The organism is Pseudoalteromonas sp. A22 (genome assembly GCF_018141345.1).
GTDB classification, from domain to species: domain Bacteria; phylum Pseudomonadota; class Gammaproteobacteria; order Enterobacterales; family Alteromonadaceae; genus Pseudoalteromonas; species Pseudoalteromonas maricaloris.
In genome coordinates this window covers 4,021,689-4,041,322 of the sequence record NZ_CP047238.1, presented here as the reverse complement: position 1 = coordinate 4,041,322, position 19,634 = coordinate 4,021,689, and the positions used below count along the sequence as shown (strand labels likewise).

The window sequence follows — 19,634 nt, the reverse complement described above, 5'->3', positions numbered from 1 at the left end:
ATATCCATGTTAAAAGATACTGTAATTTTCAAAGAGCAATACAACGGTCAAATGCCAGCTGCACTTCAGGAGCGTTTTTTACCTGAAGGTCCAGATTTCCCGCTTGTAATTGAAGATACTAGCGGAACACACAGTGCTGCGCAGTGGGTTGCTGACAATGCAGCAAAAATAGATCAGCAGCTGAGACAATACGGTGCAATTCTATTACGTGGTTTTAATCTACAGAATGAAGACGACTTCCGTGACGTCGCAAATGAGTTTATTCCGACGCTCGCAAAATATATGGAAGGCGCGACACCTCGTACCAATCTCGGCAAAGGTGCTTACACCTCAACTGAGTTTCCTAATGAATTGAGCATCGCACAGCACAACGAGTTGTCATACGTTAAACAATGGCCAATGAAGATTGCATTTAGCTGCATGATCCCAGCAGAGGAGCGCGGTGCGACACCTATCGCAGACGTTAGAAAAGTGCATGACTATATTGACGCTGATATTAAAGCCAAGTTTGAACAGCATGGTTGGATGTTAGTACGCAACTATGGCAATGGCTTAGGCCCAACGTGGCAAAAAGCATTCAACACTGATGATATTGAAGAAGTTAAAGCATACTGTCAGAAAGCGGATGTGGAGTTGGAAATTATCAGTGCCGATCAAATCCGTACTCGCCAAGTGCGTCCTGCTATTCGCGATCACATTCATACCGGTGAAAAGGTGTGGTTTAACCATGCTGCATTCTGGCATCCGTCAAGCTTGTGTCCAGTGATTAGAAAAGAGTTGGTGTCTCAGTTTGGCGAAGAAGCGTTAACTTATAACACAATGTATGGCGACGGCTCTGTGATCCCTGACGACGTGATTGAGCATATTAACGAAGCCTATAAAAAAGCGACCGTGACTTTCTTGTGGGAAAAAGGCGATGTGTTACTGATGGACAACATGTTGGTATCACACGGCCGCGATCCATTCAAAGGCGAGCGTCGGATTGTTGTTTCAATGGGCGAGCCAGTGGAACTATAAGTTAGTCATGTGGCTCGTGACTGCGAGCCCCAAAATAGCAGGTTTATTATGTTGCTTTACTATATTAAAAAATTCAAAAAGATCATGTTCTTATCGGGGCTCGCTAGTTTGTTTACTGCGGCTACATCGATAGCTTTGTTTCATATGATAGGGGAAAGTGGGGAAACCGGTTTTCAGCCTCTAGAGGTTGTTGTGTTTGCGGTATTAGTCACGTTTCTATTAGCGGCTTCAATGACGACGAGTTACTTTCTCTCTCAATACAGTGCAGGCACAGTAAACAGTGTGCGCCAAAACCTAGTTAGTCGAATTTTGGGAACCGATTACGACAAACTAGAAAAAGCTGGTAGAGCGCGACTATATAACGTTCTGACCAATGATGTGAATGCTATCTCGGGGGCGCTCGCTGAGATGCCAGCTTTCGTTTATAACAGTTTTCTGTTGTTGGCTTGTTTCGGTTATCTATTTGTACTGTCTGAAGTCATGTTTGGCATTCTTGTATTAGCTGCGTTAGTGTCATTTTTAATCACAAAAATAGTAATGACAAAAATAACCAAGGCCGCGAACCAAATGCGTGAACATCAAGACCATGTATTTGAGGGCTATAAGGGCATTTTAGATGGCGCGAAACAATTAACAGTCAACAAAGCGAGACGCCAGTACTTTTTTGAGAAGCGCCTACAGCCAGTGATGACTGAGTTACGCAGCAGCGAGCGTGAATATGGCTTTGCCTGGGACATTAACCGCAATATAAGTCAGGTGGTGATTTTCATCACGTTGGGCACCATAGTTGCGGTCAGTCATTATCTACAGCGCACTGAATTAGTAATGAGTTATATCCTTATCGTAACTTACATTGCGGCACCATTTGGGTATGTGATGAATCTATGGCAAAACATCGCTCGGGCACGCGTCTCGATGCAAAAAATCGAATCTTTACAGCTTGGCAGTGAGCAAGGTGGATTAACTACGGATCAGCACACGCCGCTTTCAGACAACTGGAATAAGTTAGTTTTTAAAGATGTCTCTTTCGCTTATGAAGCGAAAGGAGAAGATACCGCTTTTTCTTTGCCGAAACTGAATCTGACGTTTAATAAAGGAGAAATTATTTTTATTACCGGTGGTAACGGCAGTGGTAAGTCAACATTCTTACACTTGCTATTGGGTCTTTACACACCCTCAAAGGGCGTAATAAAAGTAGATGAACAGGAAGTGCATGCAGCTCAACTTGATAGCTATAGAGATAAAATTACGATGGTGCTGCCCGATTTCTACCTTTATCGCGAGCTGTTAGACGCCAAAGGCGACCCAGTAGATAGAAAAACGGCGAATACATTGCTGGCTCAGTTTCAATTGGATCACAAGCTAAGCGTGGATGAGGAAGGGTTTTCCGCCACACAGTTTTCTCAAGGTCAGAGAAAGCGTTTGGCATTGATCGCCTCAATTCTCGAAGATAAAGATATCTACGTGCTAGATGAATGGGCTGCGGATCAAGACCCACATTTTAGAGCGCTATTTTATCAAGAATTGCTGCCATGGTTGAAGTCGCAAGGTAAAACAGTAATTGCGGTAACTCATGATGACAAATACTTTCACCTCGCTGATCGCCATATCAAGTTCGATCAGGGGCAGGCAGAAGAGTTGAACCAGAAAAAACAACAAGCTGCATAATTAAAGGAGCACATATGTTTGATTTTATCAAAGGTCGCAAGACCCCAGAAACACCAAAAAATACGGATATCGAAGCTGTTGGAGCAGAAAGTGAAGTGACCGTGAAAGAATCCCAGTACACCGTTGGTGGTGAAGTGGTGAAAGAACGCCATGTAACCGTTACCAAAGGCGATGGCGGACCAGCCCCAACCACGCCGACTCCGCCCCAAGTTCCAGCCAAATAAGTGCTGAACATTGAGTGGTGCGAGGCGAAAGCTTCGTGCCACTTTAGCTCACTTTTAGTGTGTTAAAACGATTCAGCTGACTGTGTTGTAGGTACTATTGCATTCTTTTAACGTATTTTTTGACTAAACCGCTGTGCGGAAGAAAAGTACACTCTTACCTTTCTCACCAATCCTCGCTACAATATTGCGCAATTTGTACTTAGTAAGTGCTTGTTGTCTGCTAAAGCCATTTCAGTATTACGGTGCACAATGAAGTGACCGAATTAAAGACAAGAGTATTGAACCGTACGTTTGTTTTTTGACACAAGAAAAAGGATCCTGTGTTCATGCCGTTAAATACAATTATTCTTGCTGCGGGTAAAGGCACTCGCATGCGCTCTAAGTTGCCAAAAGTACTTCACCCTATCGCTGGAAAGCCGATGGTTCAGCATGTTATCGACAATGCGGTCTCATTGGGCGCGCAGTCTACCAATTTAGTTTTCGGTCATGGTGCGCAGCAGCTACAAGCCGCGTTATCACATAATGAAGTGAACTGGGTGCATCAAGCTGAGCAGTTGGGTACTGGTCATGCTGTCGCGGTAGCAAAGGAGCATATCAGTGATGACGATAAAGTACTGATCCTCTATGGTGATGTGCCTCTCACAAAGCTGAGCACGCTACAGCGTTTGCTGGATGTGACGCCAGCTAAAGGCCTTGCGGTACTCACTGTTGATTTAGCAAACCCGACAGGTTACGGCCGTATGCTGCGAGAAAATGGCAAATTGGTTGGTATTGTCGAACAAAAAGATGCGTCTGCGGAGCAACTTGCTATTACCGAGATCAATACAGGCATAATGGCGGCTAACGGTGGATTATTGAAAAAGTGGCTTGGACAGCTATCGAATAATAACGCACAAGGTGAATATTATCTCACTGATATTGTGGCGATGGCGCACCGCGAAGGGGTAGAAATTACTTCTGCACAGCCTGATGATGAGATGGAAGTAGAAGGTGCGAATAACCGTGTGCAACTTGCTGCTTTAGAGCGCGCTTATCAAACTTGGCAAGCTGAAACCTTGATGATTAATGGTGCTAGTTTAGCGGATCCTGCTCGCATTGATGTGCGTGGACAGGTAATAACTGGCGAAGATGTTCAGATTGATGTTAACGTGATATTTGAAGGCCATGTTGAAATTGGCGATGATGTCGTTATTGGTCCTAACTGCGTACTTAAAAACTGTAAAATCGGCAATGGTGTAGTTATTAAAGCTAATACGCTTATCGAAGATGCGCAGGTTGCTGATAAGTGTACTTTAGGTCCATTTGCTCGCTTGCGTCCTGGCGCGATAATGGAAGAAGATTCTCATATTGGTAACTTTGTCGAGATGAAGAAATCTCGTTTGGGTAAAGGTTCAAAAGCTAATCACTTGACCTACCTTGGAGATGCTGAAATTGGGGAAAAAGTGAATATTGGTGCCGGGACCATCACTTGTAACTATGACGGTGTGAATAAGTCAAAAACCATTATCGGTGATAATGCCTTTATTGGCTCTAATTCATCACTAGTTGCACCGGTTGAAATTGGTAGTACGGCAACGATTGGTGCAGGCTCAGTGATTACCTCAAGTGTTAAAGATGAGCAATTGGCAGTCGCGCGAGGAAAACAGCGTAACTTGGATGGCTGGCAGCGTCCAATAAAGAAATCATAATATTATTTAATTTTTAATATCATACAGATAGCGTTAAATATTTCTAAACCTAAATAAGGCAAGTGCGACTTGCCTTATTTCATTCCTTTCTGTTACCACCCGTGGTACATTGTATTTTCAATAAAAAAATATTAACAATAATATTACCCGATAAGTGCTATGGAAAATTTATTTCGCCGTGAGGTGTTAGAGCATAAACAGCACCGCTTAGAGGGCACAATTAGCTTAATCCAACCGCCCGTATTTAAGACTTTGGGATTACTCATTTTAACGGTTGTGATTTTAAGTATCGTGTTTCTATCAAGTGGTAGCTATACCAGAAAGGAAAGAGTGTCTGGCGTTATTGAGCCCAGTGGTGGATTGCTGCGTGTTGCTGCAATGCAACAGGGGGTGGTGTCTGAAGTGTTGGTCAAAGAGGGTGAACAAGTCGCTGCTGGGCAACCTTTGCTGCGAATTGCATCTGCAAAACATAGCACCGAAGCCACTGAATTGAATCAAGCATTACTGAATCAATATCGCTTTCAGCAAAAGAACTTACTACAGCAGATTGAGCAACTACGTGGACAGTACCAGCTTGATATCGAAGAGCTACAGCAACAAGAAACGACCGTAAAAGAAAAGTTAAAAGAACTTGAGAGCCAAGCAAGCACGTTCCAGGAGCGGCTACTACTTAATCAAGATTTAGTATCGCAAATTGCGACGTTAAAAGGCACTGGTTATATTTCTGAACTAGAATTACAGCGCCAAAAAGACACCTTGCTTTCATTAAAGCAGCAAGCTTCTTCAATCCGTTCAGAACGCATAGCGCTTGAGTCACAGCTTAAAAACATCAAAAATCAATTGGCGAAATTGCCGATTGAACATCAAAACCGAACTTCTCAGCTGCAATCGCAGCAAGCTGACCTGCTTATCCAAATCTCATCCATCGAGCAGGAGCGACTTGGTGAAGTCCGCGCGGCCCAATCCGGTGTTGTCACTGGATTGCTTGCTAAGCTTGGCAAAAATGTCTCCATAGGTCAGCATTTACTGACCCTTATCCCTGAAGATAGTGATATGCAAGCAATTGTTTATATCCCAACTTCGGCTTTTGGTTTTATCAAAGAGGGGCAGGAAACAAAATTGCGCTACCACGCGTTTCCTTACGAAAAGTTTGGTATATACAAAGGAAAGATTGTAGAGCTTAGTAACAGCGTCATCTTGCCTGAGGAAACTAACATGCCAGGCATTATTCAAGAGCCTGCGTACCGTGTAGTGGTTGCGTTGGATGAACAAGCAGTAAAAGCATATGGTAAAGATACAGTCTTGCGTGCAGGTATGACGCTTGATGCGGATATTGTGGTAGAAGAACGCTCTTTATTGCGTTGGTTGTTTGACCCAGTATTTAGCATCAAAGGCCAGTTATAAGAAGTAAAAGGGTTGATATGGAAATGGAACATGAAGGTGCAGCCAATAAGTTAGAGTTTTGGTCGCGGAAATCTTTACCAGTGATCATCCAATCAGAAGCGGCAGAGTGTGGCCTTGCGAGTCTTGCTATGGTTGCTGGATATCATGGTTATCGCACTGATTTAACTCGCTTAAGGCAGCGTTTTAGTATTTCAATCGAGGGTTGTACGCTGCTCGATATTATGCACTTTGCTGAAAAGCTCCATTTAACTTCAAGGCCTCTGCGAATTGAGCTTGAAGATCTAGATGCGCTGCAAGCACCGGCAATTCTACATTGGGATATGAACCATTTTGTGGTGCTTAAAAAAGCCAACGAAAAGCGCATCGTGATCCATGACCCCGCTGGTGGCGAAAAAACCTTTACGATGGAAGAAGCCTCTAAGCATTTTACTGGCGTGGCATTGGAGTTAACGCCAACCAAAGACTTTGAAAAGAAAGAGCAAAAAGCGAGCCTTAGATTCTCAGATTTTTGGAGCCGTATTACGGGCTTAAAACGCTCACTGCTGCTTATCTTTATGTTATCCATCTTGCTACAGGTATTTACGCTGGCAGCGCCCTATTATATTCAGCTGGTTATAGATGATGTCATACTCACTGGTGACACCTCTCTCTTGACGGTGCTGGCGATAGGGTTCTTTTTAGTACTGCTTTTTGAAATCGCTACCAATGCGCTACGTGGCTTTACCTTGCTGCACTTTGGTAATCAGATGAATATTCAACTGGGGGCGAACCTATTTCACCACTTAGTGCGCTTACCCATCGCCTATTTTGAGAAGCGCCATATGGGGGATGTTGTTTCTCGCTTCGGCTCTCTTCAGCAAGTAAAGCAGCTCCTTACAACGGGAGTCATTGAAGCGATTATTGATGGCTTAATGGCGATTATTACCTTAGCGATGATCTTCTTTTACAGCCCTATGTTATCAGCGGTTGTGTTGGTGGCCGTGATCACTTACGCGATTATCAGAATGCTCATGTATAAGCCATTTCGCAATATCAGTGAGCAAGAAATCATGGCGCGCGCGGAAGAAAATTCCAACTTTATGGAAACGGTACGCGGGATCCAAACAATTAAATTATTTGGCTCAGAGGTGAAGCGAGAAGGACAGTGGCAAAATCGCTATGCGAGTGCGATTAACCACAATATCCGCTTGGGCAATTTTAAAATTGGCTATGACGCGATTAACCGGGCGCTATTTGGTATCGAAAATATCATTGTGGTTTATTTGGCGGCGCACTTGGTGATTGCTGGTGGATTTAGTACCGGTATGCTGTTTGCTTTTATGTCTTACAAGCGTCAGTTTATGGATAAGACCGCAAATCTTATAGAAAAGCTCATTGAGTTTAAAATGTTAGGCCTCCACTTTGACCGTATCGCTGATATTGCTTTAACGGACAAAGAAGAGTTACAACCAGATCAATATCGCAAACTGAATATCGAAGGCAAAATTGAAGTAAAAAATCTGTCGTTCGCATATTCAGACGCAACACCAAATGTCATTGACAAATTAAACTTAACAATCAATGCGGGCGAGTCAGTAGCAATCACAGGGCCTTCCGGTTGCGGTAAGTCGACGTTACTTAAGTTAATGCTGGGGCTAAATAAACCATCCAGCGGTGAAATTTTGGTGGATGGTATATCTCTTAACCAAATTGGCGCAAGACAGTATCGTCAGCAGATAGCTGCGGTGATGCAAGACGATGAGCTCCTATCCGGTACTGTGGCTGATAATATCGCCTTTTTTGATTCACCAATCAATATGGAAAAAGTGGTGCATTGTGCTCAATTAGCAGCTATCCATGATGATATTAGCGATATGCCAATGGGGTATGACAGCTTGATTGGTGATATGGGGTCAAGCTTATCTGGTGGTCAGAAGCAGCGGATCATCTTGGCGCGTGCTCTATATAAAGATCCGAAAATACTGTTTATGGATGAAGCAACGAGTCACCTTGATACTGGGCTGGAAGAGGATATCAATGAAGCTGTATCACGGTTGAAAATTACTCGCGTGATCATTGCGCACCGGAAAGAAACCATTGCCTCGGCGGATCGGGAAATTAAGCTCAAAAGGCCTGTGCACCATGAAGGGGAAGAACAAACCTCGACATCGGGATCTGAATAAATAAAGCGAGCATGCAGCTCGCTTTATTTTAAGGCTTACTGCTGTAGCAAATTATGGGATCTGGCAAGTGTGCTCACGGCAAGAGTGGTTACGACCTGTCCAACAATCGCCATAGCGATCTGTGAATAGAGAGCCTGCCGGAGAATTAGCCTGAACATCACCGCCAGCAATTTGAGGTGTCATATTTGCTGGAATAGATTTGCTGTCATTTGAGAGCGCTTTTATGCACTTTTTGTTTAGTGTCAATTTCATTCGTTTTTCCTTACTTATGTTGGTTAATAGTAGTCCTTTATTTCAATCCTTTTGCTACACGCATTGAATGCGTGTGTACAAAAGTTAAGCTAGTGTTAGTTTGAATAAATGTCAATACATTGTTTTTTTATGGCAACCTTTATATCAAAATTTGAGTTTGGCTAAACAAAAGGTTAACTTACCTATGGTGAGTACAGAAATTATAATTAAGAGTTGAAACAAGGATAAGTATGCTAAAGGCGTTAGATTTAGAAAAAAAAGAACAAATCCTGTCTATAGTGGAAAAGCTAGCCAAGCAGGTTGAATCAAATCTTGAAGCCGTGAACAGTAACGGTTTGCTTAGTGGTTTAGCTGGGCACTTATTGTTTTTATTTCGAGCTGCAAACTTTAATGATGCTTGGGTCGATGAGGAAAAATTTCATCTGGCGCTAGATAAGCTCCAAAATGAATTGGCAGAGCAAACCCCTGAACTGAGTTCAGGGCTAGCTGGGCAAGCTTGGGTGCTTGAGTATTTTAACCAGTATGAGGACGAAGAGTATGATCCTGCTCTGCTGGAGGAGATAGATAATTTCTTTGACACTGCACTCGACTTTTCTCCTTGGACAGGAGAAATCGAAATGGTGTTAGGCCTTGCCGGATATTCTCCCTATATCTCACGTCGTGCAAAAAAAACACAACAAAGTACTTTGTTTGATCGTCTTGTTACGGGATACGAGTCGGTTGCGGTAGAGCTAGATGGTCAGCAGGTTGCTTGGTCTCAGCCGAAGCAATCGGTATATAGATTTGATAAAGAAGATACGGAAAGTCACGAATTTAATCTAGGTCTGGCACATGGTGTTCCTGGCATTATCGCCGCTCTTATTCCTGCGCTTCAGGACGAAAAAGTAAAGCTGCGGGCGCAAAAACTGGTCGTTGCGGGCTGTGATTGGCTGCTTGAACAACAAAGTCATGCTGATGATAAGAAAGCTTGCTTTGGATCATGTGCAGGAGATGAGCACCATTCTCGCTTGGGTTGGTGCTATGGTGACTTAACGATTGCGTTAACACTTGCAAGAGCTGGGCATGCGTTAGACAAGCCAAGTTATGTTGAACAGGCACTGGAAATCGCGTTGTTTAACGTCGATAGAGACGCGAAGCAAGGCCATATTAACGATGCCGGACTTTGTCATGGTTTTTTTGGGTTGGTAACCATTTATCAACTACTCAACCAAGTTATGCCTCATCCTAAGTTACAGCAGGCCGCCTTAACTTGGTTAGATTATGGCTTAAATCAGTACCAAGAACGTGGACTAGAAGCCCTGTATTCATATAACGGTCTGGAAAAGGCACACCAGGAAGATCATAGCTTTTTAATGGGTTTTGCGGGTATTGGTTTAGCGCTCATCGGTGTGCTGGATGACAATCTTGATTGGACCGATTGTCTGTTAATGAGTTAAGGAGTATCTATGCCAGCTAAAATAACAACAGACTCCTTTTTTGTTCTGCGAACACCAAAACTGCCGATTGAGACCTTGTTCAATCAGCAAGATAGTAATGCGATGTTAAGTGCCTGGCTTGCCACACCAGGGGTGATGGAAGCTTTGTACGTTGCAAGTCCATCTCTATTAGAGCGATTGGAACAGTGGCGTGAAAAGCCGAACTCCAAGCAGGGGAAAAAAGTCGCATTGGCGCTATTGCGATACCTCATTCGAATGTCTTCACGACCTACACCTTTTGGTCTTTTTTCTGGTGTCCATACGGGTAAAATCGGCTCAGAAACTCGTCTTGTGAGTGATAGCGCAGAGCATGATTCCCGCAAAACTCGCTTAGACATGTTTCTGCTGTCTGCAATTCGCTCTCATTTAGCAGAAACTGAAGCAAAATCAGATAATTTGTCTTATTTACCTAATCCATCTCATTACTTTATAGCAGATCAGTGCCGCTACATCGAAACTTACCTTTCTGATGACACCATGCAGTATCGCCTGAGTGCCGTTGATAGTGATGAGTACTTCATCACTATGCTGGAACTGGCGAAACAGAAGCTAAGCTTTTCTCAGCTCATTGAGCAATTTTGTTTGCGCTATAGTGAAGCAGAATATGAGGAAGTTAGTGCATACCTTGAAGAGCTCATCAGTGAAGGGGTATTAATTCCCGATATTCCGCTACCACTTACTGGTGAAAGTCCCGACATCGCGTTGATTAAAGCGTTGAAAAATGTTGCGCCTGTGGAAGTTTACGCCAAGTTGGAGCAGGCGAGTCATGACCTTGCAGTGATGGATGAAGCGGGACAAGCGAAGCCTGAGCAATACCAAACCATTTTTAAATACCTTTCTGAGCTACCGGTTAAAGTTCAAGAAAACAAACTTTTCCAATCAGATACTTATCGCGCTTTTTTACATTGTGAAATGTCACAGCAAGAAGTTGCAAGGGTGAATAAACAACTGCAATTGATCGCGAGCTTAAATCGCAGCGCTAAGCATAACCCACTTGAGAACTTTATTAATAAGTTCAACACCCGGTTTGAAGGTCAATTTGTACCTTTGGATATGGTGTTGGATGATGAGTCGGGTATTAGTGTCTCCACTGAAACTGGCTATGATGCCCCGCTAGTAGGTGGTTTACAGTTGGGTAGAGCGAGTAGCGGACAAGCTAGCGCCCCTGACTATACCGAACTGGATCACATTATTGAGCAGGCTGTGACATTGCCAAGTAATTTAGGCAAAAGCTGTGTGGTCCTGACCAGTAGCGAATTGAAGCAAAAAGTTAAGGATAAAGTAGAACTTAACTTGCCACGTTCAATGGCTGTGATGTTGAGTTTATTTGAGGATGAAAAGTCGAATCCTGTGTTCAAGTTCAATGGCTGCTATGGGCCGTCGGCAGCTAATCTTTTGGGTCGTTTCTGCCACCTTGATGAGACATTAAAAGAGTCGGTTATTCATCATTTAGAGCAAGAACATAGTCACAGTGAAGAGGTTATTTTCGCAGAAATTGTACATATGCCTGAGGGAAGGCCTGGTAACGTGATTGCGAGGCCACATTTACGGCAGTACGAAATCGTTTTTATGGCAGACAGTTCACTAGACCTTGAATACCAGATCCCGCTAAGTGATCTGTATGTTTGGGTCGAAAGCCAGCAGGTTAAACTCTGGAGTAAGCGACTCAATAAACGCATTATTCCGCGTTTGTCGAGTGCACATAACTTTTCTGCTCGAAGCTTGAGCGCTTATAAATTCCTGTGTATGTTGCAGCATCAAGAAAGTGAAACGCCCAAGTTTTCACTGCCTTCAAGCCTAAGAAACGCTACTTATGTGCCGCGCATCATGTTAGATAACCTGATTTTACATGAGAAAACATGGCGTATTGAACGCAAAGAACTTGAAGCGTTATTAGTTAATCAACACATCGACGCAAATAAGCTTCAACAGCTCAGAGAGAAGTATTTGTTAGATGATTGGGTCAGTTTTGCCGCAGGAGATAATGTTTTAACTTTGAACTTAAGCCAAAGTGCGATGGTAGAAGTGTTGCTGATGGAAACCAAAGGCCGCAATACGGTTGAGCTCAGCGAAGTATTAGCATATCAACTGACGCCGCGTGTAACGGATGCGCAAGGTCGTCATTACGCTAATGAAATCATTGTTCCTTTACTTAATGAGAATGCGGCTCCTCATACGCACTTTGCAGAAAAGCCACTAGAAAATATTACCGCCACACCAATCTCTCGGCGCTTCAGTGCGGGTTCCGAGTGGCTTAGCTTAAAAATATATTCAGGTAATACCATTGTTGAGCAGCTACTTTATGAGCAGTTATTGCCGCTTATTGAGGAAAATAGTGCATTGTTCGATAAGTGGTTCTTTATTCGCTATGGCGATCCGGATTGGCATCTACGCTTACGCTTCCAAGGCCAGCCAGCAGTGCTTTGTGGAGAGTTATTGCCAAAACTCAATCAGCTATTGTCACCTATGATAGAGAGCTCTCAGCTGCATAAAGTTGAATTAATGACTTATGAGCGAGAAGTCGAGCGCTACGGCGGTCCGCAATCGATGACTTTGATCGAAAGCTTGTTTATGTTTGACAGTGAGCTTATTGCGAAAAGTTGTCAGCTAGTTGAAGAGTTCGGAGAAGATGTCCGTTGGCGTATCGCATTGGCTTGTACTAACCGTTTGCTGACGCTATTTGATTATGATGCGGAACAAAAGCTATCACTGATCTCTTCATTGCGCGCAGGGTTTGGTAAAGAATTCAATGAGAGTAGCGCGCTGAGAAAGCAGCTCGGTAATCGTTATCGCGATCACCAAACTCAGCTCGATGATGACTTTACCAAGCTTAATATTGCGAGCTTAGCGCAATGTGATGAGACGCAACAAGCGATGTTGGCGCTGTTAGAGGCGTGGCAGAAGCAGGCAGAGCCAGTGGTGAAGGAAATTTTGACATTAGAAAAGTCAGGTTCACTTAATTTGAGTATACAATCATTACTCGGCTCTCTTTTGCATATGCATAACAACCGTATGTTTAAAGCTTATGGTCGAGAACAGGAATTTGTTATTCATGATATGTTGAGACGAAAGTACTTCTCTGAGTCTAAAGTTTCTTAGAGAATGAAAAAGGTTGGCTTGGTTGCCAACCTTTTTCATTTATGAGTTATGCTGACACTTTATTTTGCATTTTCTCACCAACAAGTTTTGGTAATACTCGCTCAATGAACTGTTGAAGTGGCTTAACGTGCGCTTCTACGTCAGTCCAGTCCGCTTCTAGGTCCTCAATAATATGATGAGTCTCTATTACTTCACCCTGATAGCAAAGTTCAATGATGGGGTGTAAGAATTTACTTAACTCCGCATCAGTCGCGTTGTCTTTATGCACTCGAACCTGATTGAACGGGTCACCTTCAATTGGTGCACCAAAGTCTAATGCTATCTGCAAATGATAGTGATCACCTAGATGAGCATGGAGGTACGGACTCGGCAAGTGTTTATAATATTGTGCCATACCGCTCTTTGATACCGTAACTGCATCCACCATGAAGCCATGCTGTTGCCATAGCGCGCTTGTCTCATTGATACGGTTCAGGATTGCACTGCCGATTGCTTCTGGCGTACCTAAGTGTTGGTCGCATGCAAGCGTAGTATTATGATGCTTTTGTTTTAGCATCTCGACTAAGGCGCGGCTATTATATCTAAAGCCGTGAATAAAGCCTGAGGTCGACTTACGATATTTGGTGGATTGTGTCAGCGTGCCGGCAAAATACAGGCCTTTTACATTGATGGATTCAAAGCTGCAATCTAGAGATGGGAAGCGGCCTTCAATCATGAGATCAGGTTTTGCACTATCGGCAAAAATACTACTGTCCATGGCAAATCCAGTACAACAAATGATCTCATCATACTCTATGGTTTCTTGCTCACCATTAGCATGAGCATAACTAAAGTGCACGATAAAACGGTTGTCTTGTTTCTCAATACGCTTAATGTCGGCGTCTAAGATAGCGTTTTGCGACTTCAGTTGATATGTATCTAGAATATTGTTGTTTACTGCACGTAGGTCGCCAACATAGTGGGTCTTCCATGCCATATCTAAAGGATTTGGACTACAAACGTGGATTAGGCTGGTGGCAGGGATAAGGTGATCAGCCGTTTCGAAAGCTGAGTTTCCTTTACCGATAACAAGTACGCGTTTGTTTTCATATGGTGCCAAATCAATATTTAAGTCTGAGTATTGTGTAACTAGCTCTATTCCTTCGATCTTCGGAATATAAGGCTTAGGGACACCAGTGCTGACGATGACGCGGGCTGCTGTATATTGTTCATTATGAGTTGTGGTCACAACGAAGTGATCGGCAATCTTTTCGACGGACTTAACACGCTGGTTATAAGCAACATTTAGCTGATTTTGGTCAACATAATGGTTGAGGTATTTGACTAAGTTATCAGCACTTGGGAAAAAGTCGCGGTCAAAACTGGAAAAGTTGAGGCTGTAGTCATCAGTTAAAATGGAGTTCCAATCGTGTCTTAAGTTGAATTCAGGGTTTGTTGAACCGGTAAATACTTTATTAATTGAAATCAGTTTCCGGTGAATTGGGAATGTTTCAAAAAAACACCCTGCGCGCTGACCTGACTCCAACATGAGGTAGGACAAGCCACTTTGTTTTAGGTGGTAAGCGGTTTGGACTCCAGCTGGGCCTGCGCCAATAATAAGATAATCAAGCATGTTCGTTGTTCCTTGTTGGTGTTGGTGCTGCAACAACTACTCTAGACAGGGTAACGTTCCCCGCTTTCCCTATTGCAGTTATGATATTAATTTGTTGTATAATTGTTGTTTTAAATTGTGTATTAATTGTGTATTTGCAATGTTTTTTTACCAACTGGGCGGTAACACGAATTCCAGTATGTATTTTTAGGGAGGGAGTCGTAGATAGTGCAACTAAGGCAAGCAATGACTAAAAGCTAATAGTCGGTAATAGGTATTAGCTATGTACTATCTAGAGATATTCTTCAGTTTAGTGACTTAAGAATGCTCTCTTTGACTAAGCTGACTTACCTGCGGACGAGAGCAAATACCAAATAATAAGAGAACTTTGATATACCTTGAATTTGTTTAGTAGCAATATGTAAGTAGGGCTTGAAGTAGCATCCGGACTTACAGGAGCTAAGTAAAGCTAAAAGGTTATTTAGAGCGTATAATTAGAGGAATTACAAATCTGTTACCTAATGACCTGATGGTCTTTAGGTAACAGGTTTCGTTCTTTACCTTGTGTGTCTACTAGCTTGAAAAGCACTACTATCCCGCCAATAAAACTAAAAATTAGCATATTTTGCGAAAACTTTTTTATAAATATTATCGTCAATAGCCATCTAAGAAATCATATTAAACATTATCTTCATCCATAATAAAGCTATAAATATCATTTTCTTATTTGTTTCTAAGGATTGATAATTACTGCTTTTTACACTTTGTTTGTACTCTGGAGTGGGACGGTTGAGCTGAAAGGTTGACTGAGACTATAACTACGAAGAAAAAACATAAAAGGTGTAGACATCATGCTTAAATTGAAATTTATAAAAAGAAATCTAAAAGAATTAAATGATAAAGGTCACTTTAATAAGTCTTTAACCAAAAAAGTTGTAGGCGGTAATACGGATGGTATTGTGACTACCACACATAGTGTCGCCGATCCAGAACCTAAACTTTAGAATTGTTAGTAATGAATGTAGGAAAGGCATTATTAGGGTGCTTCACTACATATTCTTTAATGATCTCTGCTTCTACTTCACCATCTTTTACTATTGAAGTAGAGCCTCCAAGAGTTGAACTCGTGTATGCATATGAAAATGCGATTGCTTTTGAGTTTCTAGCTTCGGAAAATGTAGAAGTTTTTGAAGGAGATATTTTAATTAAGTATATCAATGAAAAAAATGAAGAAAAAAAAATATTAGCCACATCATCCAGCTTAGTTAATTGGATAAGAAAGCATAGCTTTGATCAACAAGGGTTCAGCTCTGGTGATTTACTTATGAAATTGAAGAGTAGGACGATTTATGGTGTTATCAGGATGCCTGGCGATACTGATGAAGGTTTCAAGGTTGGACAATTAGTAACACTATGTAATAGAGGGGTATCTGCGAAAATTATTATCCAGAGCAAAGAAAAAGGAAGCTATACGTTTGTAGCTAATGATGTGTCATTTGAGTGGCAATCAAAAATCGACATCAATATTATGGATAATAATCATGGTTGTATGTAGTTTTTTTGTTGCGTGTGTTGGTATTGTGTTTCATTTTTGTAGTTGTTTTTTTTAAGTTTTATTTATTTTCGCTATGTGATTGTTGAGTTATTGTACTTATTGAGTAGAATGATTAAGTAGATCTTTATAGCTAAAAGTAAATAATGAACGAAGTTAGTTTTTCAAGGAAAGTTAGAGAAGTTCGATTTGGTGAATGGGTTTTGGATCCCAAGTCACAAAGAATATTTGATGGCGAAGTCTCCAGAGAATTGGAGCCTCTTATCTTTAAACTACTTTGTTATTTTATTGTTAATCATGAGTCGGTCGTAACAAGGCAAGACCTTGTTGAGAGTGTTTGGTGTCAGCGCTATGTAGATGATAATGCTATCAATCGCGCTATGTCTGAACTAAGAAAGATCTTACGTTCAAACAAGCAGCAAGGTATTGTGGTTAAAACGCACTACAGTAAAGGTTATAGCTTTTTCCTTGAGCCTGAAATCGTTTATTTCGAAAACACATCCGAGTCTTATCCTCACGATAGTACACCAAAAATCTTTCCCCCTCGTACGGCGTTTATTTTCTATTTTGTACTTGCCATGCTAATCACAAGTCTGATATTCGTTTTTATATCGTTTAAAACACGTGATGTAGATGTGAGAGAAGTTAGTGTTGATGAGAAAACAATTTCTTGGCTTGAAGGTAGTTACAACTCGATCATCATACACCCATCTGAACGATTTATTGCTTTTGAATTTACTCCTGAAGGGGAAGGGTTTTCTAGTGTTATCGTTAGAGACTTAGTGACAAACCAAGAAAATAAGCTTTCACATCAAGGTATTAATCTTTCTCCTTCAGGTTGGTCTTTAAAGTCTAGCGAGCTTTTCGTCAAAAAGATTAGAAACAGCCAATGTGAAATTTGGAAAGTTGACTTAGAGGATAAGGAAAAGTCTCAAAAGTTTATTATGAATTGCGATGAACGGCAGCGTGTAATGGCCGGAATAAGCGATGAAACAATAATATATTCTAAGTTTGGCTATAGAAATAATAATAACTTATCTACAGTTGTGATTAGAAATATAAAATCAGGTGATGAATACCAGATCACTTCTCCAAGTCTTAGCTCATTTGGAGATAACTTTCTTTACTTTGATGAACTGGGTAAAAAGGTATACTTTGAGCGAGTGCAGTTTGGTTTTACGGAATTAATGGTGACAGACATTGAAGGTACAGAGGTAACAAGCTTATATAAAACAGAAGGAAGAATATGGAGAGTGAGTTACGATAAAGAGAATGACTCAATATCGTGGTTTGATAATATCAATCAGGCTATAGTCTACTTTTCATTGAATAAGTTTTCTGTATCAAAAGTCGAAAAGTTAGATAAGAAAAGCGCTTACTCGCTCGCATACAATTTGAGTAATAACAAGATCATAGCTGTGAGTGTTCCATACTCTTTTGATATTTATGATTTCGATTTGCAAGAAAGGAAATTCAGTCCTCTCTACGTGAGTAGCGAAGATGAATTTAAGGCGATCTACAAAGGTGAATTCAATGCTTACCTTAAGAAACACGGTAATGGGTCTAAAGAATTAATACTTACAGGTTCTGGAATTGACAGTGAGGAACCTTGGATGGTAGGAAATATTTTAGACTTTGATCTTGCTGAGAAATCAAAAACGGCGCTCTTCCTATATAAGGATTCATTTAAGGTCTATGACCTAATAACTCGAGAATTGCGAGCTGAAGTTACACTAAAAAACTACCCAATAAGTATTGGATTTAAATCTGAAAATGTTGTTTTTGGCTTAATAAAGAATGACAAATTGAGACAGAACCAAGCATTTCTCTATGACCTAAATGCTATGAAAATGATTCTTTTACCGTTAGACAAGGTGAGCTGGTTTGCCCCCTATAAAAATGGAAGTTATATATATGTCGATGTTGAAGGAAGTGTCTGGGTTAAAGAGAGTGATGGGAGTACTAAAAATGTAGCCAACATAACAAAAAGCTATTTTATAGATTCCTTTGCATTAAGAGAGGGTGAGCTATTTCACTCGGACGGAAAGAACATATTCAAATATAGATTTGAATTGGGTGATTTTAAACCTGAGCTCATAACATCCGAATTACCTAATAATATGTTTATTAATGATATATATATACTTCAGGGAAGTTCAAAGCTAGTTTTAGATACCGTCAGTATATCTTCAAATTCACTAATTTATGCAGATACTAATCGATGAGTATGTAACTCCACCCAATTTAGTACAGCTATTTCGTAGAATTTTATGCAGCCTCAAGATAGCCAATTGGTGTCATATTGACCACGATTCATTATGTTGTGTCGGTGCACTTAATGGTTCAGGTGTTCTTGTTGGAGCACGGCGCTTCCCCTTACGTCTCAAGTTTAGTTTTAGCATGTTGTAAACGCGTTCAACACGCTTTTTATTTTATTGCGAAGCCTTTTGAATAGCTTAGGCAGCCCCCACCTAGGATGGCACTCTACCAGCGCAAGTAATGCATCGATAACTTCATCATCTAACGGCCGTTTATGTTTGTAATAAAAAGCTGAGCGGCTTAGCCCTGCCACTTCACAAGCAAATGCGACGCTGACGTTAAATTGAGCTCTTAAATGCTCAACCCAAGCTCTGCGCCTACTTGTATTTACAGCTTTTTTGCGATGATATCCTCAAGCATCGAGTGCTTTAGGCTAAGCGTTGCAAACATATCTTTTAGCTTACGATTTTCTTCTTCAAGCTCTTTGAGGCGTTTAATATCAGACGCTTCCATACCCATCATGCTATGTATCATTACATTCTTTAAACAGCGAATCTCATTCGTGAGACATTAATTAGAGCTTATCATCACAGTGTGTTCTGGAAATATTAGGCTATATGCAAATAAACAAACACAAAAGAAGGCGCAATATTATTGAAATTGATTGGTAATTAAGCTGTGCATAAAGCCAGCAAGCTCAGACTGATTCGTTTATTATAATTTTGCGGTCAGTCAGGCTTGTCGGAATTATATGAGTGAGTACTTTTACCTAGTTTAAATTGACACACTCAGAGCGCTTTAAGCTAGGTCAGTTATAAAGTTTTGTGTATCAAATTCTTTATGCAAATCGGTATCAAGTAACCCTTGTATTGCACTGGAACTAATAAAAACACCATCTAAGCCGTTTGCTTGTCCCTTAGAGTAGCCATGACTATATGCCCACTTGATTAGCTGATACTCTCTGCTTGAAAGTGTATGATTAGATGTTTTTTCTATTGTATTTTGTTTCATGAGTAACCTACTTTGCTGTTGAGCTTTAACATGAAGTACGGCTCGATGTTGAAGTTGTGTGCCTATATATTATCTTTAAGGTTACAGAGGAAAAGTTTTATTTGGTACTTATGAATTCTTATCTACCCTAGCAAATGTTTAAGTTTAAAATTTTGATTTTTAAGCTTTTATTTTTATTTTTTGATTTTTGGTGGGAGCGTGGGAAATTAGTGTGGGGCGTTAGTGTCAATTT

General features: G+C 41.2%; 15 protein-coding genes. 11 read left to right on the top strand and 4 right to left on the bottom strand.

All coding sequences use genetic code 11. The features are described 5' to 3' along the window. The first annotated feature begins 6 nt into the window (after window positions 1-6). The 6 genes from GSF04_RS23025 to GSF04_RS23000 all read left to right on the top strand — a co-directional run bounded on the left by GSF04_RS23025 (window position 7) and on the right by GSF04_RS23000 (window position 8,163). A complete protein-coding gene (locus GSF04_RS23025; protein WP_130165225.1) occupies window positions 7-1,017 on the top strand; it encodes a TauD/TfdA family dioxygenase in 1,011 nt (336 codons plus the stop codon). Window positions 1,018-1,065: 48 nt separating this feature from the next. Further along, window positions 1,066-2,685, top strand: coding sequence for a cyclic peptide export ABC transporter (locus tag GSF04_RS23020; protein ID WP_039493173.1), 1,620 nt, complete (start codon window positions 1,066-1,068; stop codon window positions 2,683-2,685). Between the two features lie 14 nt (window positions 2,686-2,699). Beyond that, complete coding sequence (locus tag GSF04_RS23015) at window positions 2,700-2,909, top strand: hypothetical protein (RefSeq protein WP_130127216.1); 210 nt, start codon at window positions 2,700-2,702, stop codon at window positions 2,907-2,909. Between the two features lie 326 nt (window positions 2,910-3,235). Further along, on the top strand, window positions 3,236-4,597 hold the full coding sequence (glmU, locus tag GSF04_RS23010) for a bifunctional UDP-N-acetylglucosamine diphosphorylase/glucosamine-1-phosphate N-acetyltransferase GlmU (protein ID WP_211858915.1): 1,362 nt from the start codon (window positions 3,236-3,238) through the stop codon (window positions 4,595-4,597). A 159-nt stretch (window positions 4,598-4,756) separates the two neighbouring features. Beyond that, window positions 4,757-6,001, top strand: coding sequence for an HlyD family efflux transporter periplasmic adaptor subunit (locus tag GSF04_RS23005; RefSeq protein WP_211858914.1), 1,245 nt, complete (start codon window positions 4,757-4,759; stop codon window positions 5,999-6,001). Between the two features lie 17 nt (window positions 6,002-6,018). After that, a complete protein-coding gene (locus tag GSF04_RS23000) occupies window positions 6,019-8,163 on the top strand; it encodes a peptidase domain-containing ABC transporter (RefSeq protein WP_211858913.1) in 2,145 nt (714 codons plus the stop codon). Between the two features lie 51 nt (window positions 8,164-8,214). Here GSF04_RS23000 and GSF04_RS22995 read toward each other — a convergent pair whose 3' ends face one another. Further along, window positions 8,215-8,415, bottom strand: coding sequence for a hypothetical protein (locus GSF04_RS22995; RefSeq protein ID WP_039493184.1), 201 nt, complete (start codon window positions 8,413-8,415; stop codon window positions 8,215-8,217). Window positions 8,416-8,645: 230 nt separating this feature from the next. On the opposite strand from GSF04_RS22995, the gene GSF04_RS22990 reads away from it, so the two are divergent. Next, window positions 8,646-9,851, top strand: a complete 1,206-nt coding sequence (locus GSF04_RS22990) for a lanthionine synthetase C family protein (RefSeq protein ID WP_211858912.1) — start codon at window positions 8,646-8,648, stop codon at window positions 9,849-9,851. Window positions 9,852-9,860: 9 nt separating this feature from the next. Further along, entirely contained in the window at window positions 9,861-12,989 is a 3,129-nt protein-coding gene (locus GSF04_RS22985; RefSeq protein WP_211858911.1) for a lantibiotic dehydratase, read from the top strand. Window positions 12,990-13,035: 46 nt separating this feature from the next. Here GSF04_RS22985 and GSF04_RS22980 read toward each other — a convergent pair whose 3' ends face one another. Continuing rightward, complete coding sequence (locus GSF04_RS22980; RefSeq protein ID WP_211858910.1) at window positions 13,036-14,601, bottom strand: NAD(P)-binding domain-containing protein; 1,566 nt, start codon at window positions 14,599-14,601, stop codon at window positions 13,036-13,038. 830 nt (window positions 14,602-15,431) lie between these two features. Between GSF04_RS22980 and GSF04_RS22975 the strand changes: the two genes are divergently transcribed. The 3 genes from GSF04_RS22975 to GSF04_RS22965 all read left to right on the top strand — a co-directional run bounded on the left by GSF04_RS22975 (window position 15,432) and on the right by GSF04_RS22965 (window position 18,357). Further along, window positions 15,432-15,584, top strand: a complete 153-nt coding sequence (locus GSF04_RS22975) for a hypothetical protein (protein WP_017218567.1) — start codon at window positions 15,432-15,434, stop codon at window positions 15,582-15,584. An 11-nt stretch (window positions 15,585-15,595) separates the two neighbouring features. Further along, window positions 15,596-16,135 (top strand): hypothetical protein, encoded by a 540-nt coding sequence (locus tag GSF04_RS22970; protein WP_211858909.1) that lies wholly within the window; start codon window positions 15,596-15,598, stop codon window positions 16,133-16,135. Between the two features lie 143 nt (window positions 16,136-16,278). Next, window positions 16,279-18,357: a winged helix-turn-helix domain-containing protein gene (locus GSF04_RS22965; protein ID WP_211858908.1), complete on the top strand. Its 2,079-nt coding sequence runs from the start codon at window positions 16,279-16,281 to the stop codon at window positions 18,355-18,357. A gap of 421 nt (window positions 18,358-18,778) precedes the next feature. On the opposite strand, the gene GSF04_RS22960 is transcribed toward GSF04_RS22965, so the two are convergent. Next, window positions 18,779-18,925 (bottom strand): hypothetical protein, encoded by a 147-nt coding sequence (locus tag GSF04_RS22960; protein ID WP_211858907.1) that lies wholly within the window; start codon window positions 18,923-18,925, stop codon window positions 18,779-18,781. A gap of 264 nt (window positions 18,926-19,189) precedes the next feature. Next, on the bottom strand, window positions 19,190-19,402 hold the full coding sequence (locus tag GSF04_RS22955) for a hypothetical protein (RefSeq protein ID WP_045965510.1): 213 nt from the start codon (window positions 19,400-19,402) through the stop codon (window positions 19,190-19,192). Between the last annotated feature and the right edge of the window lie 232 nt (window positions 19,403-19,634).

Coding starts and splice junctions, on each gene's coding strand:
- GSF04_RS23025 (WP_130165225.1), top strand. CDS start 7: ATGTTAAAAGATACTGTAATTTTCAAAGAGCAATACAACGGTCAAATG.
- GSF04_RS23020 (WP_039493173.1), top strand. CDS start 1,066: ATGTTGCTTTACTATATTAAAAAATTCAAAAAGATCATGTTCTTATCG.
- GSF04_RS23015 (WP_130127216.1), top strand. CDS start 2,700: ATGTTTGATTTTATCAAAGGTCGCAAGACCCCAGAAACACCAAAAAAT.
- glmU (WP_211858915.1), top strand. CDS start 3,236: ATGCCGTTAAATACAATTATTCTTGCTGCGGGTAAAGGCACTCGCATG.
- GSF04_RS23005 (WP_211858914.1), top strand. CDS start 4,757: ATGGAAAATTTATTTCGCCGTGAGGTGTTAGAGCATAAACAGCACCGC.
- GSF04_RS23000 (WP_211858913.1), top strand. CDS start 6,019: ATGGAAATGGAACATGAAGGTGCAGCCAATAAGTTAGAGTTTTGGTCG.
- GSF04_RS22995 (WP_039493184.1), bottom strand. CDS start 8,415: ATGAAATTGACACTAAACAAAAAGTGCATAAAAGCGCTCTCAAATGAC.
- GSF04_RS22990 (WP_211858912.1), top strand. CDS start 8,646: ATGCTAAAGGCGTTAGATTTAGAAAAAAAAGAACAAATCCTGTCTATA.
- GSF04_RS22985 (WP_211858911.1), top strand. CDS start 9,861: ATGCCAGCTAAAATAACAACAGACTCCTTTTTTGTTCTGCGAACACCA.
- GSF04_RS22980 (WP_211858910.1), bottom strand. CDS start 14,601: ATGCTTGATTATCTTATTATTGGCGCAGGCCCAGCTGGAGTCCAAACC.
- GSF04_RS22975 (WP_017218567.1), top strand. CDS start 15,432: ATGCTTAAATTGAAATTTATAAAAAGAAATCTAAAAGAATTAAATGAT.
- GSF04_RS22970 (WP_211858909.1), top strand. CDS start 15,596: ATGAATGTAGGAAAGGCATTATTAGGGTGCTTCACTACATATTCTTTA.
- GSF04_RS22965 (WP_211858908.1), top strand. CDS start 16,279: ATGAACGAAGTTAGTTTTTCAAGGAAAGTTAGAGAAGTTCGATTTGGT.
- GSF04_RS22960 (WP_211858907.1), bottom strand. CDS start 18,925: ATGATACATAGCATGATGGGTATGGAAGCGTCTGATATTAAACGCCTC.
- GSF04_RS22955 (WP_045965510.1), bottom strand. CDS start 19,402: ATGAAACAAAATACAATAGAAAAAACATCTAATCATACACTTTCAAGC.